Source organism: Mesorhizobium sp. Root552 (assembly GCF_001427285.1).
In the GTDB taxonomy this organism is placed as follows: Bacteria; Pseudomonadota; Alphaproteobacteria; order Rhizobiales; family Rhizobiaceae; genus Mesorhizobium.
Genome location: NZ_LMFV01000061.1, coordinates 84,756 through 99,656, shown reverse-complemented (window position 1 = coordinate 99,656; position 14,901 = coordinate 84,756). Strand labels below are relative to the sequence as shown.

Genomic DNA, 14,901 nt, shown 5'->3' with positions numbered 1-14,901 from the left:
TTTCTATATTTATTTATTCAAATTTTTTAATAAATAATTTTGACGCTGCGATGGGAGGGGAAAAGTCGAATTTCAGTAGGTGGTATTCTTTGGTTGCAATTTCAATACCGTTTTGTATGACTCTATGTATCGCTACAAGGCGGTATTTATATTTGTTACTATTTTCAACAATTGTAGCTTTTGAGATGTATATAGGAAATCGAGAAGCGATTGTTTTTTCGGCGATATCTATTCTGACGGTAATGTTATGGACAAGGGGGAAGAATAGGCTATTCTGGTATTATCGATATATAATGTTTGGATTTTTCCTAGCAGCTTCCGCATTGTTATACAAAAACGTATCCGCCGCTATTCGTAGTGGGGATTGGGAATTGGCCGTAAGCCGCTTAGGTAGTTGGGAATATTATGGTGAAACACTATCGAAATCGGAGCCGTTTGTGACTCAATCCATATTGCATTATGCAATAACCTTGGATTGGAGCTACGATGGTTCGTTCGTAAAGCCGCTCGTTGCAAGCCTTGTCCCATTGGGTGACATTGTTGTCGGTAACGTCGAGACCATATCCGGATATATAAACGGCTCTCTATTTGAAGATGTTGGATACGGTGTTGCTTCCAATGTGTGGGCAGAAGCGTATATATACGGCGGATGGCCTATGTTTTTTGTGTATGCGATGGTATATTCAAGCATACCAGCATTGTTAAACAGATTGATGGAAAAGTCAAAATACTATCACCAGTCAGTATTCTTGTCAATTTTGGGAGCGATACTGCTATTTTATATTCACAGAAGTGGTCTTGATAATGCTGTAAATATGGCTAAACGGTTATTCCTATTTTATTTCTTATGCACATTTTTATCTCTGTTGATCGACGCCTTGGCGGCGTCACTGAAGGGTTCAGTGCAATATGATCGTTTGCCACCTCATAACCGGATTGGCTGACGGTGGCGCTGAAGCGGTCCTGTACCGGTTGTGCACCTATCCGCAGCCGGAACACCGTCACATCGTCTTTGCGCTTGGACCGGAGGACAAGTATGCGCCAATGCTTCGAGAGGCTGGCGTCGAGACACATTGTTTAGGGCTGGCGCGAGGCCGCCTTACGCCGGGTGCTATCGTTCGGTTGTATAGGTTGCTGCGCCGGTACAAACCGGATGTCGTTCAAACCTGGATGTATCACACCAATCTCGTGGGCGGTTTGGCGGCAAGGTTGGCCGGATGTAGCAACGTGGTTTGGGGACTGCACCACACTACTCTTGTCCCTGGCACCAACGGGAAAAGTACACGAATCGTGAACCGGCTATGCGCTTGGCTTTCTGTGAGCATACCCTCCCATATCGTTGCTTGTGCTGATAGCGCGCGCCGGGTTCATGAAGGGTACGGCTATGAAGCATCGAAATTTGTAGTGGTGCCCAATGGCTACGAAACCGGGAAGTTTTTGCCGGATGCCAATGCCGGCGCTGTCGTCCTTCAGGAACTCGGAATCGATCAGGATGCACCAGTCATCGGTCTCGTTGGACGGTGGCACCCGGACAAGGATCATCCGACCCTTCTTGCCGCCTTTGCGCGCGTCGTGGAGCGCTTTTCTGGCGCACGCCTTGTTCTTGCTGGAACAGGCTGCACACCGGACAATTCCGCGCTTGTTGCCTTAATAAGGGATCATGGGCTTGAGGGCGCTGCTCATCTGCTCGGGCGACGTAACGATATTCCTGCGGTCATGAATGCGCTCGACATTCATGTGCTCTCTTCCAGAAGCGAGGCATTTCCCAATGTGGTTGCCGAGGCGATGGCCTGCGGCACTCCCTGCGTTGTCACAGACGTCGGCGACGCCTCGCTGATCGTGGGCGATACCGGTTGGGTAGTACCGCCGCGCAATCCCGAGCAACTCGCCGGAGCGATCGTGGAGGCACTGCGCGAGCGGTCTGATGTCGAAAAATGGAAAGCCCGCAGCCATGCGGCGAGGCAGAGGATATTGAGCGAGTTTTCGCTGGAAAAAATGGTCGAGCGTTACCACCGGGTATGGGCATTGAGGTCCGCTTGATCCGGTTGATAACCCGGTTGCCGTGAAGGCCTATTCTGGCAGTAATCCCATCCGCCTTAGCATCGGGTCATAGACAAATCGGGAATCATATTTTTCACAGGCGATCCTGCGACTGGCTGCACCCATTTCTTCGACAAGGCGCGGTCGGTCTATGAAGCGTTGCATGGCCTCTGCAAGCGGCTCCACCGTCCGAGGCGGCACGAGAAACCCGTTAGTTCCTTCCATGACCGGTTCGCGGCATCCGGGTGCATCGGTGCTGACAATGGGGCGCCCTGTTGCCATGGCCTCCAGAACGCTCCGCGGCGTTCCCTCCCTGTAGGACGGCAGCACATAGACCGAGCAAGCCGCAAGAGCGGGTCTGACATCGTCCAGCCAAGGAGTATGGGTTATCCAATTCCAGCTCCTGACTTCGTCAATCGGAACTGCGGTCGGATTGGTGTCTGCCGGGCCGACCAGTGCGAACTCCACCTGCGGGTGTCGGGATTTGACGATTCGTGCCGCCTGGGCAAACTCCCTGAGCCCCTTGTCGGCAAGAAGCCGCGACACCATCAGGAATCGTGGCCTGCCGCCGGACGTTTCGGGCAAAGGCATTTCGGCGAATTGCTCGATATCGATGCCGGAACCCGCCAGGATATCGACCCGGGTGGAGCGGCCAAGTGCACCAAGCTTGCGGAGATCGCTGATGTCGTCAGGATTCTGGAAATAGACGGTATCAGCAAATTTGAAAGCCGTGCGATAGAGGCCAACCGCAACGCCGCGGACAAGTCGTGCGCGCCTTGACGGCACGTTGTCGATAAAAACGGACCCGAGCCCGGTCACCATCGGCATGATGCGCCCAACGCCCGCCAACCGCGCGCCGAATGTCCCGAATACAACCGGCTTGATCGTGTAGGGAATAAATACGTTTGCGCGCTCCTGGCGAACCAGGGCCCTGACCCTCCGGACATATTTCAGCTCATCAAGCGGGTTCATTACCGCATGGCGGTCCACGGGAACGTCGTGAACGGGAACGCCCGCATCCGCCAGCAGCTCCAGATGCTCCTGCGAGAATTGGGCCATCGGTGCTCCGACTGCAACGTGGCCGCCGAGTGCCCGGATTTTTCGGATCAGCGGCATACGCAGAGTAACGATGGAATGGGCGAAGCTGCCGAGCACGAATACGCGGCATTGGCGTTGACCGCCGCTCGGTGGCTGAATGGAATCTATCATGGGACCAGCAGTTACGAGGCCTTCGGTTAACATTTGTGATGGAAGCGAAGAAAGGGTTTTCGTTGCGCCGGGGGTGGAATGGGCTAGAAAACGGTCACATTTTCGGCGACTGGAGCTTTGACTGTGGGAATTTTGGACGACATTCGTATCGGCGTCATTGGATTGGGGTATGTGGGCCTGCCTCTGGCTGTACTACTTGCCAAGCGCTTTCCGGTCACAGGCTTCGACATAAGCAGCAAGCGTATCGCCGAGTTGCGTGGCGCGCACGACCGCACCCTGGAGGTTACTGAAAGCGAGTTGCGCAGTACGAAGATTGCCTTCACTGATTCTCTTGAGGACCTGCGGGCCTGCAATTTCTACATTGTCACGGTTCCCACTCCCATAGATGCCGCCAAGCGACCCGATCTGCGCTTGCTGAAGGCGGCCTGCGCCACGGTCGGCAAGGTGATTTCGGCCGGTGACACGGTTGTATTCGAATCGACTGTCTATCCCGGCGTAACGGAGGAGGAATGCGTTCCTGTCATCGAACACGTGTCGGGATTGCGGTTCAATACCGACTTCTTCGCCGGATATAGCCCTGAACGCGTAAACCCTGGCGACAAGCTCCACACCATCGACAAGATCGTCAAGGTAACGTCCGGCTCCACGCAAGACGCCGCCGACAAGATCAATGCCGTCTATGCTGCAGTCGTCACCGCCGGCACTTACCGGGCGCCCTCTATCCGTGTTGCCGAGGCTGCCAAGGTCATCGAGAATACACAGCGGGACGTGAACATCGCGCTCGTCAACGAACTGGCAACATTGTTCCAGAAGCTGGGCATCGACACCATGAGCGTTCTGGAAGCGGCCGGTACGAAATGGAATTTCCTTCCGTTCCGCCCCGGCCTTGTCGGCGGCCACTGCATTGGTGTCGATCCATACTATCTTACCCACAAGGCGCAGGAGGTCGGCCATCATCCCGAGATCATCATGGCTGGACGCCGCATCAACGACCTGATGGGTGAATTGGTCGCGGCAAGGTTCGTAAGGTCCCTTATTTCGAAAGGTATCGATGCCTCGCGCGCCCGCGTCCTGGTGTTGGGAATAACCTTCAAGGAAAATTGCCCCGATACGCGCAACACAAAGGTGGTCGATGTCGTCCGTGAACTGGCGGATTACGGGATGGACGTTTCCATCCATGATCCATGGGCGGACGGGGAAGAGGTCGAGAAGGAATATGGCCTGCGCCTAAGCGAGAAGCCCACTGCTCGAAGTTATGACGGCGTGATCGTAGCTGTCTCGCATGACGAATTCCGCAAACTCGGTGCCGACGGCATTCGCGATTATGTCAAGCCGAACGGTGTGCTTTTCGATGTAAAGGGAATGCTGTCGATAACGGACAGCGACTTGCGACTGTAGCGAAATCACTTCGCATCCGCCGAACTTGAAGCGGTTACTGGCGCTCTGCGACCCTGTCGCCTCGGCCTCCGCCCTTCGCGGTTGCCAGGACTATTTTCAGATCCAGCAACAGCGACTGCAGAGCCATGTAGCGGGCGTCCCAACGGGCTAACCTTTGTGGGTCGCTCATGTCGATGTCGTTGACTTGTGCGAGCCCGGAAATACCGGGCTTTAAAGACAATACGCCCCTTTGGTGGCGCGCCTTCACGAGTTCAGTCTGGACGGGCAAGCAGGGGCGTGGACCGACGAGGCTTATCTCATTGCGCAAGATGTTCCAGATTTGGGGAAGCTCATCCAGTTTAGCCTTACGTAAGGTGTGGCCGAGTGATGTCACCGCAGTAGCCGATACTTGATTGGTTGCTGCCTGCACCGTCCCGACATACATCGTGCGAAACTTGTAACATGTGAAAATCGCACCGTTACGGCCGACCCGTTTCTGGGCGAAGATTCCTGGGCCTGGTGACTGAAGGCGTATCAGCACCCAGATCAGCACAAGCCCCCACCAGAAAAAGACAATGACGGCCAACGCGAAACTTACATCGATGATTCGGCGGATACCCCGATAGACGAGGTTGCCGTTCTGGCCATCCGAGAGGATGAGTTCGTCTTTATCCTCAATGAACTGGTCCTTCAGAAGGTAGTTTGCCAATCGCGACACGTGCACCACGGGTTTCATGGCTGCAAGGGTCTCGAACGCCATACCTGCCAAAGGTTTTGGAAGCTTGTTGAGAATGGATAGTTTTCCGCTCCAGCTATCTCCATAAATCGCGGGCAGAAAGACGGTAGTTGTTCTGATGCCCTTTACGTCAGCAAGACGCGACAAGGCTTCGCGCTTGCTCATCGCATAAGGAGAACGATCGCGCGGGTTCAGCGCGTGAATCGATGAAACGTTTACAAAGCGGGAGACGCCCGCTCTTTGCGCCGTGTAGGCCACCTCAAGGAATTGCCGAACATTAACGTCATGGAATGTTTCAGAAGGGACGTCCTGGTTGTTGTTGACTACGGCGAGATGAACCAACAGATCGAAACCAGCAGCTTTTTGTTCGAGCTCGTCGTACCCGCAGGCTGCAAGGTGAGGAAAATATTGAGAAATCCGTTTTGAATCTCTGCCGACCAGAAGGAGCTCTGTACCTGCTGTGTCGAGAAGAGGAACCAGGCTCCTGCCGACAAACCCCGTTGCGCCCGTAATGGCGATCTTCATCCAACTATTTCCTCAAGCACGTCTTGCCGGCAACAAACCGTCGGTCGGTCAGGTGCAGGACCTAATACATAACTTCGATAGCAGAACGGGAGAACGAAGTGATCTTCCGTCAGCCTAGCTTCGATTTTGGCGGAACAGCACAATCAACGACCCTAGCAGCAATCCAAGAAACAGCGAACCGGCCGCGAAGATGCTCATCATTGGCGAAACCTTCTCAGCGCTGGCGCCTATGACGCTATAGTCGGCAAGTGGGGCCGTTGCCGGATCGCTCAGGGGCGACTCGTCCAGAAGTTGGGTCAGGCGCTCGCTATTGGTGTCGTTTTGCAACAGGTAAATCTGACGCTCAAGGTCACGGAGCTCGGTGATAAACGGGTCATCGTCACCGCGTTTGTTAAGTAGGCTGATCTGTTCCTCCAGAGCAGTGCTGCCTTGGAGATACATCGGCTGGTCGCCAGCTATCACCTGAGTGGATGTGCCGGGCGATGTCTGGCCGGGCACACTCAAGGACTGAATTGTGACCGGATCCTTGATACCAAGCGTTTCCGCGATTTTCGCCTGTTCGCCAAAAACTGCAATCTGATCCTTGCGGGCTTTTTCCTGCTGGTTCCTCCGGGCTTCGATCTCAACGCGCAGTTTAGTGATGGCATCCGTGCGTATTTTTGTGCCGGCGGCAATCTTGCTGATCGTGGCCGCTCGAATTTTCTTCGCCACCTCCAGCCTTGCGTTTTCAAGGCTCCATGCAACGAACCGGTTGAGCGCCTCCCTGTCGCTCCCCCGCGCACGCATCTCGAAGCTGGGCTTTCTGTCCGTTGGCGGCGTAAACTTCACGCTGCGCGCGAAGGCGAGGGCTGAGGCATCGGTTGTATCTTTTTGACCTTCGCCTCTCGCCACGCCGCTTTCCTGCGCTGCGCGAATAAGATGCCCGGGTGATTGCAGGTAGGTCGTGAATTCCTGAAAAAGGTTGTCGCGGGTATAGGGGAATGCCGAACTGAGGGACGGCTCTTCTTCCCCTTCCGTGGCTTGCGACGAGGGCAGGGCGCTCCTGGCCATCAGATCGATATATCCGGCATAGTCGCTTTGCGTGATCGGATAGATCACCGTTTCGGACTGGTAGACATTCGGAGAGGCATAGTACGCCGCAATCCCGATCAAGGCCGCAAGGCACGTGGTTGCGACTATTGTAAGTTTGCCCTGCCAAAGCCTTGAAAATACGTCACGTAGGTCGATTTCGTTGCCTACTGCGTTATCCAAACCTGCCCTCCCATGAAATCATGCGATATTTGAGTGCGCGCCCACGAAAGCGATGCGCCGAATCCCAACTTCAACTCTGGCGTAACCTAATGCGGCTCGCCGTACTCATGAGGCGTGTCCACAACAAGGCATGCACATTCAAGGATGGTTTCGTCTGGCAAGTTTGTGTGTTCAGTCGGAAGCTGCGCCACAGGAAACCGGATATCGAGACGTTGCTGAAAAAGACTATCCGCTTCGGCTGCCGATTACCACAACAGGACAACAAAGCACCTTGGCCAGCACTCCTGTGAAGAAGGTGCGATCAAATTTGCCGTCAGGGAAATGAAAATTGGCTGGCCGGAGGAGATGAAACCGGGAACTTGTATGTGATTGTTTCTGCGTTGTGATTCAACAAGACATGGCGCGATGGGCGCGCCGTGGGAGGAGCGAACATGCCGCGCGGGGCTGTCAGACCTTGACCTCCTTTTTCAGGTCGAGAACGGTTTTTTGTGACCTTGCCAACGCTGAGCTTCGTCAGCTCCCGTAGTCTGCACTGGTAGGGATTTTCAAATAAGCTACGAAGCTCGCCATTGAAGTTCCTCCCGCCTCGGGGCTCCCAGTGAATTAGTCTCATTTGACGAGCGATCCGGGCCGGCGCTTGGTCGGCCCGGTACGCGTTTGGTGCAACCATGCTGCCTTGCACTATCTCAAAGGAGCGAGCCGTTTTCTACGCTCATGAACGCGGTTCAGTTCGTCGTGCCGTTTCTGGAACTCCACGGGCCATGTCGATTTGATGTAGGACAGCGCGGCGATGATTTCCTCATCGCTCAACACCCCGTCGAAGGCAGGCATCCTTGTTCGATAGTCCTTCAGGTTGGCGGCTCTCGCCAACCCTAGCTTTGTGATGTCAAAGAGCAACCGGTCCGGATGATGCCATGTATGGCCGTTGCGGTCATGCGGTGGCGCTGGCAGGAATCCTTCCTCGTCGCGGGTCTGCCAGTCGGGTTGTCCCTCCAGGTTTTGGCCGTGGCAGGAAGCGCATTGTTGTGCGTAGATTGCTTTGCCCTTGGCGGTGACCTGTGCGTTGTCCGCATTGAGAAGGCCTGCGGAATCTCGGAACAGGAACACATATCCCCCATAGGCAGCGACGCCCGTGGCCAGCGCCACCAAAATAAAACCCAAGGTCATTCTCTTCATCGACATGCCCCGTCTGCATTCAGTCCCTCCATTGATGCGTCTATCGTCCGTTGCTTCATGGTTTCGACCTATTCCGCGGCAAACCTCAGTTCGGAAGCAGCCTCAGCCTCCGATGCCACTGCACGAATGTGCTTCGGCAGTTGCCAGCCCTTGACCAGTCCGTAGACGGCCGGGATCACGATCAGGGTCAGGATCGTCGACGATATCATGCCGCCGATCATTGGCACGGCGATGCGCTGCATGACCTCGGACCCGGCGCCCGTGCTCCACAGGATTGGCAGCAGGCCTGCCATGATGGCGACAACGGTCATCATCTTCGGCCGTACCCGCTCCACCGCGCCGACCATGATAGCCGCATGGAGGTCGTCCCGCGTCAGGTTGCGTTTTCCCGCTACTTTTTCCCTGACCTCCGACCACGCCTGGTCGAGATAGATCAGCATGATGACCCCGGTTTCGGCGGCCACGCCCGCGAGCGCAATGAAGCCGACGGCGACGGCCACCGACATGTTGAAGCCCAGCCACCACATCAGCCAGATGCCTCCGACCAGCGCAAAGGGCAGCGACAGCATGACGATCATGGTTTCGGTGAGCGCGCGGAAGTTGAGGTAGAGCAGCAGGAAGATCAGCGCGAGCGTCAACGGCACGACGATCTTCAGCCGCGCCTCGGCCCGTTGGAGATATTCGAACTGCCCGCTCCAGGCGACCGAATAGCCGGGCGGAAGCTTCACTTCGCTGGCAACGGCGGCTTGAGCGGCAGCCACATAGCCGCCGAGATCGCGGCCGGCTATGTCGACGTAGATATAGACCGCGAGCTGGCCGTTTTCGGTACGGATAGAAGTCGCGCCGCGCGCCAGTTCGACCTTGGCCACTTCGCCGAGCGGCACGAAGCCGCCGCCGGGCAGGGCGACCTGCACGTCGCGGGCGATCGCATCCGGATCGCTGCGCAGCGCGCGCGGGTACCGGATCGCCACGCCGTAGCGTTCGCGGCCCTCTACCGTGGAGGTGATGACCTCGGCCCCGAGCGCCATGGATATCACGTCCTGAACGTTGCCGATCGAAAGGCCGTAGCGTCCGAGCGCGACGCGGTCGGGAACAATGTCGAGATAGTAGCCGCCGATCACCCGCTCGGCATAGGCGCTGGAGGTTCCCGGCACCGTTCGCAGCACGGCCTCGATCTGACGCGCCACCTTCTCCATTTCGGCCAGGTCGGTGCCGTAGACCTTGACCCCGACGGGTGTGCGAATGCCCGTCGACAGCATGTCGATACGGGCACGGATCGGCATCGTCCAGGCATTGGAAACGCCGGGAAATTGCAACGCGGCATCCATCTCGGCCTTGAGGCTGTCGACGGTGACACCCGGCCGCCATTCGGATTTCGGCTTCAACGTTATGATGGTCTCGAACATTTCCGTCGGCGCCGGATCGGTTGCGGTCTGCGCCCGGCCCGCCTTGCCGAAGACGGATTTGACTTCCGGAAACGACTTGATGATCCGGTCCTGCATCTGCATCAGTTCGGCGGCCTTGGTGACCGAGATACCCGGCAATGTCGTCGGCATGTACATCAGCGTTCCCTCGTCGAGGTTCGGCATGAATTCGCTGCCGAGCTGGCGCGCCGGCCAGACGGTGACGACGAGGGCGGCAAGCGCAAGCAGGATGGTGACTGTTTTTGCCCGCAGCACCCCGGTGATCATGGGACGGTAGAGGCCAATCAGCAGCCTGTTGATCGGATTCTTGTGCTCCGGAATGATGCGGCCGCGCACGAACACCACCATCAGCGCCGGCACCAGCGTGACCGACAGCAGTGCTGCCGCCGCCATGGCGAAGGTCTTGGTGAAGGCGAGCGGCCCGAACAGGCGGCCTTCCTGGCTTTCGAGCGTAAAGATCGGCAGGAACGAGGCGGTGATGATGAGCAGGCTGAAGAACAGGGCAGGCCCCACTTCCGCCGCCGCGTCGATCAGCACCTGGACGCGGGGCTTGTCGGCCGGCGCGCGCTCGAGGTGCTTGTGCGCGTTCTCGATCATGACGATTGCCGCATCGATCATCGCCCCGATGGCTATGGCAATGCCGCCGAGGCTCATGATGTTCGAGCCGAGCCCGAGCACCTTCATGGCGCCGAAGGCCATCAGTATGCCGACTGGCAGCATGATGATGGCGACCAGCGCGCTGCGGACATGAAGCAGGAACAGAATGGTGACGAGCGCAACGACGATGCTTTCCTCGACAAGCGTCGACTTCAATGTCTCGATGGCCGCTTCGATGAGCTTGGAGCGGTCGTAGACCGGAACGATCGTGGTGCCCTCAGGCAGGCCGGTTGCGATGCTCGCCAGAGCCTTCTTGGCATTGTCGATCACCGTCAGCGCGTTCGCGCCGACGCGTTGAAGGACGATGCCGCTGGCAACCTCTCCCTCGCCGTTCAGTTCGGCTATGCCGCGGCGCTCGTCGGGGACGATCTCGACCTTGGCGACGTCGCCAAGCCTGAGCGGCACGCCGGCCTCCGTCTTGAGGACGATGCCCTCAATGTCGGCCACGCTTTTCAGGTAGCCGCGGCCGCGCACCATGAACTCGAACTCGGAAATCTCGACCGTGCGGCCGCCGGTGTCCATGTTGCTGGCGCGGACTGCTTCTCCGATCTGCGGGAGTGTGACGCCCTGGGCGCGCACCCGCGCCGGATCGACGACGATCGAATATTGCTTGACGAAGCCGCCAACGCTGGCGACTTCCGAAACGCCCTCGGCCTTCGAGGCGGCAAAGCGTATCACCCAGTCCTGTAATGAGCGCAGTTCCGCGAGCGACAACTCCTTGGCGACGACGGCGTATTGATAGACCCAGCCGACGCCCGTTGCATCCGGTCCGAGTGTCGGTGTCACTCCCGCGGGCAGCCGGCTGGCGGCCGCGTTCAGATATTCGAGCACGCGGCTGCGCGCCCAGTAAGGGTCGGTGCCGTCTTCGAAGATGACGTAAACGAAGGAGACGCCGAAAAAGGAGAAACCCCTCACCACTTTCGATCTTGGAACGGTCAGCATCGAGGTCGTCAGCGGATAAGTGACCTGGTCCTCCACCACCTGCGGGGCCTGACCCGGATAATCCGTAAAAACGATGACCTGCACGTCCGAAAGGTCGGGAATGGCATCGAGCGGCAATGTCCTGACCGCATAGGTTCCCGCCGCGGCTGCCAGCGCAGTCGCGAAAAAGACCAGCACAAGGTTGCGCGCCGACCACGCGATGAGCTTGGCGATCATGGCTGCTCCTCCGCAGGAGCAAAGGCGCTCAAGGCGGCCTTAAGGTTGCTTTCGGCGTCGATCAGGAAGTTCGCCGAGACAACGACCCGCTCGCCCTCGCTCACGCCTTCGATGATCTCGGTCGCCTGTTCGCCGCGCGTTCCGACCTTGACGTCGCGAGGCTCGAAGCGGCCGTCGCCCTTGTCCACGATCACCACCTGGCGCTCGCCGGTGTCGATCACGGCGCTCTCCGGCACGGCCACGACCGGCGCCGCCCCGCCCGTCTCGATCTCGACCTCGGCATACATGTTGGCAAGCAGGAGGCCGTTCGGATTGGGCAATTCGATGCGGACGCGCGCGGTCCGCGTCTGCCCCTGGATTTCGGGATAGATCAGGCTGACCTTGCCCTTGAACTCCTGGCCAGGAAGGCTCCTGACCCGAACGGTCGCGCTGTCGCCGGGGCGAACGGTATTCAATTCGTATTCGGGAACGTCCGCCGTGACCCACACGGTCGAGATGTCGGCAATCCGGAACAAGGTCTGTCCGGCCTCGGCCATCATCCCGTCGACTGCCACCCGTTCCAGCACCACCCCGTCGCGCGGAGCGGTCAGTGTGACGGAGAGCGGCACCTTCTTCGTACTTTCGATTTCGGCGATGGCATCGGCAGGCACGTCGAGATTTTCGAGGCGCTGCAGACTGCCGGCGGCAGCGCCTGTGCCCTTGCCGCTCTTGAGGTCGGCGGCGTAGAGCGCGCCGGCCGCGGCGATCTCCTTTGCATAGAAACGCACCAGCGGTTGGCCCTTCTCGATCCGCTCTCCCGTCGTGACGTTGGCCACCTCCTCGACGAAGGCTTCAGTACGGGTCGCGACGACGCTGACCCTGCGCTCGTCCAGCGTCACGGTTCCCGGAACACGGACCGCGCGCACGACTGCACTCCTCGTCACTTGCGCGGTTTTCACCCCTGTCCTCTGCAGCTTCCCGGCCGAGACCTTGACGGTCGACCCGTCTTCGGCCTCGCCTTCGTAGACAGGCAGGTAGTCCATCCCCATCGAATCCTTCTTGGGGACCGGAGAGGTGTCCGGCAGGCCCATCGGATTGCGGTAGTAAAGGATCTTCCGGCCGACCTCTTGCGCTGCTCCGCCGCCCGCTTCCTCGTCCTGCATCGGGCGATCTTCGAAGGAGACGTCCTCGCTCGCCAGGACCGCCACGAAATCGCTGCCGTCCTCGGCGCGTTTTGGCACTGTCGAATAGAGCGGACTGCCATCCGGATGGCGGTAGTAGATGACTGGTCCGGAGGGCGCCCGGCCCGCGTCACCCACAATCGGTTCCGCCTTGAGCGTGCCTGCGAGGTTCGTGTGGATCGCTTGCACGACGGCGGTGCCGGACAGGCCATGCTGCCCGGCCCAGTATCCGCCCGCCCCAGCCCCCGCCGCCGCTACGGCGAGGGTCAGGAAGGAGCCGAGCCTGCTCATTGCACGGCCTTGAGGATCAGGCGGCTCTCGACCGTGCCGGTCTCACCCTGGACCTTGGCCGCGATCGAGAAGCGCCAGTCTCCGGACATGACGAAATCGGTCTTGAAGCGGTAGATGCCGGGCTGCTCTGACGGCAGCGCCTCGACCGGCGTGGTCATCGTCTCCATCCCCCCGGGAGCCATGTCCATACGGGTGGTGAAGATGACGGCGTTCTCTACCGGGGCGCCTGTCCTCTTGTCGACGAGCCTGACGGCGACGACGGCGTCGGCGCCTCCCTTGACCTCGTTTTCCACGAGCTGAAATTCGTAATCCTGCGGCTGGGCCATGGCGGCCTGGAGGGACACGACGAGAGATGCGAGCGCCAGCGTCGTGGCGCGAAGTGCGAGTTTCGATTTCATGATTTGAAGTTTCCAACTGTCATTGATCCGCGCTTGCGCACGGCATTGCGCATGGCGAAAGCCATGCGGTTCCCTCCGCGCAGCGTTCGGCCGCACGGATTCAGGCGCTGGCAGCGCCTATGACAGTCAGGATTTGGGCGGTCTTGGCGGAGGCTCCCCGACAAGGGAGGCGAGAGCCGCTTCGCTGCCGTGGCGGAATTCGTCCCGCAGCGACGCATAGATCTGGAACGATTGGGTTTCCGGGATCGAGAGGCTAACGAGGCCCGATGCGCACAAAACCGTCAGCGGACAGTCCTTGATGCAATCCGGAACGACCTGCCGTTGATCGGGGCAGTCCATGCCGCCGGCCATGACCATCGCCTCCGCGGCCATGGCAGGCATCGTTTCCGAAGCCGCCAAAGGCCCGACCACCAGCCCAAAAAGGGCCAGCGCCAGAAGCAGGCGGCTCATGAACGACCAAGGTTTCATCGGCAGGCAACATGTCACAGCGTGACTGGAATGGGAAGCAGCTCATGACAACGTGATCTGCGCGCGATCGCCGCATATGATGCGGACTAGCCATGCGCTGGCTCGTCTTCTTCGCGCGATGCGTTCCTGCAGGAAATGCATGTGCGCCGTTCTCGAACACCTTGTGATGGGTGGCGGGACGGCTCCGGCCGCAGTGCCCAGTTTTGTTCGCGGTTGGCTGGGGCGCCAGGATTCGAACCTGGGAATGTCGGTACCAAAAACCGATGCCTTACCGCTTGGCGACGCCCCAAAAGCCGACGCTGATAGTCGAACAGAGCGGCCTTATAGGCAGTGCCGCTGAAAAGCACAATCCGGCGCTGCCATCTATGTCGCTGCTTTTTCGGGGCGTGGAAACTGCTTAATCGCCCCACACCGCAAGTTCGTTGCCGGCAGGATCAGTGAAATGAAAGCGTCGGCCACCCGGAAATGAGAAGATCGGCTTTACGATGCGTCCGCCTGCATTCTCCACGCCAGCCAGCGATTCTTCCAAGTTTTCACTATAGAGCACAGGTAAAGGCTTTGCCGATCCTTCTGTGGCGTCTGTGTGGAAGCCGCCATCGAGCCCTTCGCTGAAGGCCGAATAGGCTGGTCCGTAGTCGGTGAACGACCATGAGAATGCCGCGCTGTAGAATGCCTTCACGCTGTCCAACGTGCCGCCGGTGGCGGGCATTTCAAGATAGTCGAGTTTCCCGTTTTGTCGCATGGCAACCTCCTTTTGTTCCTATTATGTTCTATTTCTTGTAAGGTCGAAGGACAAGCGCAAGATCAGACAGTTTTCCGGGTCACATTAATGGGAAACGATTCGGAACCGCCAAGGTGGTTGCTATCTTATTGTTTGCACATTGAAATTCGTGAGATGGCGCACATTCCAGCCTTCAGTCCGCCTTTAATCGATTGTAGCTCTTCTGTGCCGAAGCGAACGCTTGCGTTTCGGGCTCCGGCACCTTATCGCTCCCGCAGCCAGCCCCGACCGGGGTCTTGTCAATCTCCGT

The 14,901-nt window shown here is 58.3% G+C and carries 12 protein-coding genes and 1 tRNA gene; 3 read left to right on the top strand and 10 right to left on the bottom strand.

All coding sequences use genetic code 11. The annotated features are described in order from the left end of the window. The first annotated feature begins 293 nt into the window (after window positions 1-293). Both ASD50_RS23310 and ASD50_RS19660 read left to right on the top strand, forming a co-directional pair. Window positions 294-944: a hypothetical protein gene (locus ASD50_RS23310; RefSeq protein ID WP_156465190.1), complete on the top strand. Its 651-nt coding sequence runs from the start codon at window positions 294-296 to the stop codon at window positions 942-944. Further along, window positions 937-2,040 (top strand): glycosyltransferase family 4 protein, encoded by a 1,104-nt coding sequence (locus tag ASD50_RS19660; RefSeq protein WP_200952439.1) that lies wholly within the window; start codon window positions 937-939, stop codon window positions 2,038-2,040. The genes ASD50_RS23310 and ASD50_RS19660 overlap by 8 nt, the downstream gene beginning before the upstream one ends. Before the next feature lie 30 nt (window positions 2,041-2,070). Here ASD50_RS19660 and ASD50_RS19655 read toward each other — a convergent pair whose 3' ends face one another. Then, the gene (locus ASD50_RS19655; protein ID WP_056245087.1) at window positions 2,071-3,156 is read right to left on the bottom strand and encodes a glycosyltransferase family 4 protein; all 1,086 of its coding nucleotides are present in this window, start codon (window positions 3,154-3,156) and stop codon (window positions 2,071-2,073) included. Between the two features lie 210 nt (window positions 3,157-3,366). Here ASD50_RS19655 and ASD50_RS19650 point away from each other — a divergent pair, with 210 nt between their 5' ends. After that, window positions 3,367-4,647: a nucleotide sugar dehydrogenase gene (locus ASD50_RS19650; protein WP_056245084.1), complete on the top strand. Its 1,281-nt coding sequence runs from the start codon at window positions 3,367-3,369 to the stop codon at window positions 4,645-4,647. A gap of 34 nt (window positions 4,648-4,681) precedes the next feature. Here the strand turns inward: ASD50_RS19650 and ASD50_RS22810 are convergent, their stop codons facing one another. The 9 genes from ASD50_RS22810 to ASD50_RS19605 form a co-directional block, all read right to left on the bottom strand. Then, window positions 4,682-5,887 (bottom strand): sugar transferase, encoded by a 1,206-nt coding sequence (locus ASD50_RS22810; RefSeq protein WP_082549755.1) that lies wholly within the window; start codon window positions 5,885-5,887, stop codon window positions 4,682-4,684. Window positions 5,888-6,001: 114 nt separating this feature from the next. Continuing rightward, window positions 6,002-7,138, bottom strand: a complete 1,137-nt coding sequence (locus ASD50_RS19640; RefSeq protein WP_056245081.1) for a Wzz/FepE/Etk N-terminal domain-containing protein — start codon at window positions 7,136-7,138, stop codon at window positions 6,002-6,004. A gap of 681 nt (window positions 7,139-7,819) precedes the next feature. Beyond that, window positions 7,820-8,320 carry a c-type cytochrome gene (locus ASD50_RS19635; protein WP_056245077.1) on the bottom strand — a complete coding sequence of 167 codons (501 nt, stop codon included), beginning with the start codon at window positions 8,318-8,320 and terminating at the stop codon, window positions 7,820-7,822. A gap of 62 nt (window positions 8,321-8,382) precedes the next feature. Next, on the bottom strand, window positions 8,383-11,553 hold the full coding sequence (locus tag ASD50_RS19630; RefSeq protein WP_056245074.1) for an efflux RND transporter permease subunit: 3,171 nt from the start codon (window positions 11,551-11,553) through the stop codon (window positions 8,383-8,385). Next, complete coding sequence (locus ASD50_RS19625) at window positions 11,550-13,004, bottom strand: efflux RND transporter periplasmic adaptor subunit (protein ID WP_056245069.1); 1,455 nt, start codon at window positions 13,002-13,004, stop codon at window positions 11,550-11,552. The genes ASD50_RS19630 and ASD50_RS19625 overlap by 4 nt, the downstream gene beginning before the upstream one ends. Further along, window positions 13,001-13,402: a FixH family protein gene (locus ASD50_RS19620; RefSeq protein WP_056245066.1), complete on the bottom strand. Its 402-nt coding sequence runs from the start codon at window positions 13,400-13,402 to the stop codon at window positions 13,001-13,003. The genes ASD50_RS19625 and ASD50_RS19620 overlap by 4 nt, the downstream gene beginning before the upstream one ends. Before the next feature lie 126 nt (window positions 13,403-13,528). Beyond that, window positions 13,529-13,852, bottom strand: coding sequence for a hypothetical protein (locus tag ASD50_RS19615; RefSeq protein ID WP_156465189.1), 324 nt, complete (start codon window positions 13,850-13,852; stop codon window positions 13,529-13,531). 232 nt (window positions 13,853-14,084) lie between these two features. Continuing rightward, window positions 14,085-14,159: transfer RNA gene (locus ASD50_RS19610), tRNA-Gln, on the bottom strand. A gap of 108 nt (window positions 14,160-14,267) precedes the next feature. Then, a complete protein-coding gene (locus ASD50_RS19605; protein WP_056245060.1) occupies window positions 14,268-14,612 on the bottom strand; it encodes a VOC family protein in 345 nt (114 codons plus the stop codon). Window positions 14,613-14,901: the final 289 nt, after the last annotated feature.

What these genes read in the sequence shown, in the direction of transcription:
- ASD50_RS19630 (WP_056245074.1), bottom strand. Translation starts at nt 11,553, where the DNA reads ATGATCGCCAAGCTCATCGCGTGGTCGGCGCGCAACCTTGTGCTGGTC.
- ASD50_RS19655 (WP_056245087.1), bottom strand. Translation starts at nt 3,156, where the DNA reads ATGCCGCTGATCCGAAAAATCCGGGCACTCGGCGGCCACGTTGCAGTC.
- ASD50_RS19625 (WP_056245069.1), bottom strand. Translation starts at nt 13,004, where the DNA reads ATGAGCAGGCTCGGCTCCTTCCTGACCCTCGCCGTAGCGGCGGCGGGG.
- ASD50_RS19635 (WP_056245077.1), bottom strand. Translation starts at nt 8,320, where the DNA reads ATGTCGATGAAGAGAATGACCTTGGGTTTTATTTTGGTGGCGCTGGCC.
- ASD50_RS19620 (WP_056245066.1), bottom strand. Translation starts at nt 13,402, where the DNA reads ATGAAATCGAAACTCGCACTTCGCGCCACGACGCTGGCGCTCGCATCT.
- ASD50_RS19605 (WP_056245060.1), bottom strand. Translation starts at nt 14,612, where the DNA reads ATGCGACAAAACGGGAAACTCGACTATCTTGAAATGCCCGCCACCGGC.
- ASD50_RS22810 (WP_082549755.1), bottom strand. Translation starts at nt 5,887, where the DNA reads ATGAAGATCGCCATTACGGGCGCAACGGGGTTTGTCGGCAGGAGCCTG.
- ASD50_RS19615 (WP_156465189.1), bottom strand. Translation starts at nt 13,852, where the DNA reads ATGAGCCGCCTGCTTCTGGCGCTGGCCCTTTTTGGGCTGGTGGTCGGG.
- ASD50_RS23310 (WP_156465190.1), top strand. Translation starts at nt 294, where the DNA reads ATGTTTGGATTTTTCCTAGCAGCTTCCGCATTGTTATACAAAAACGTA.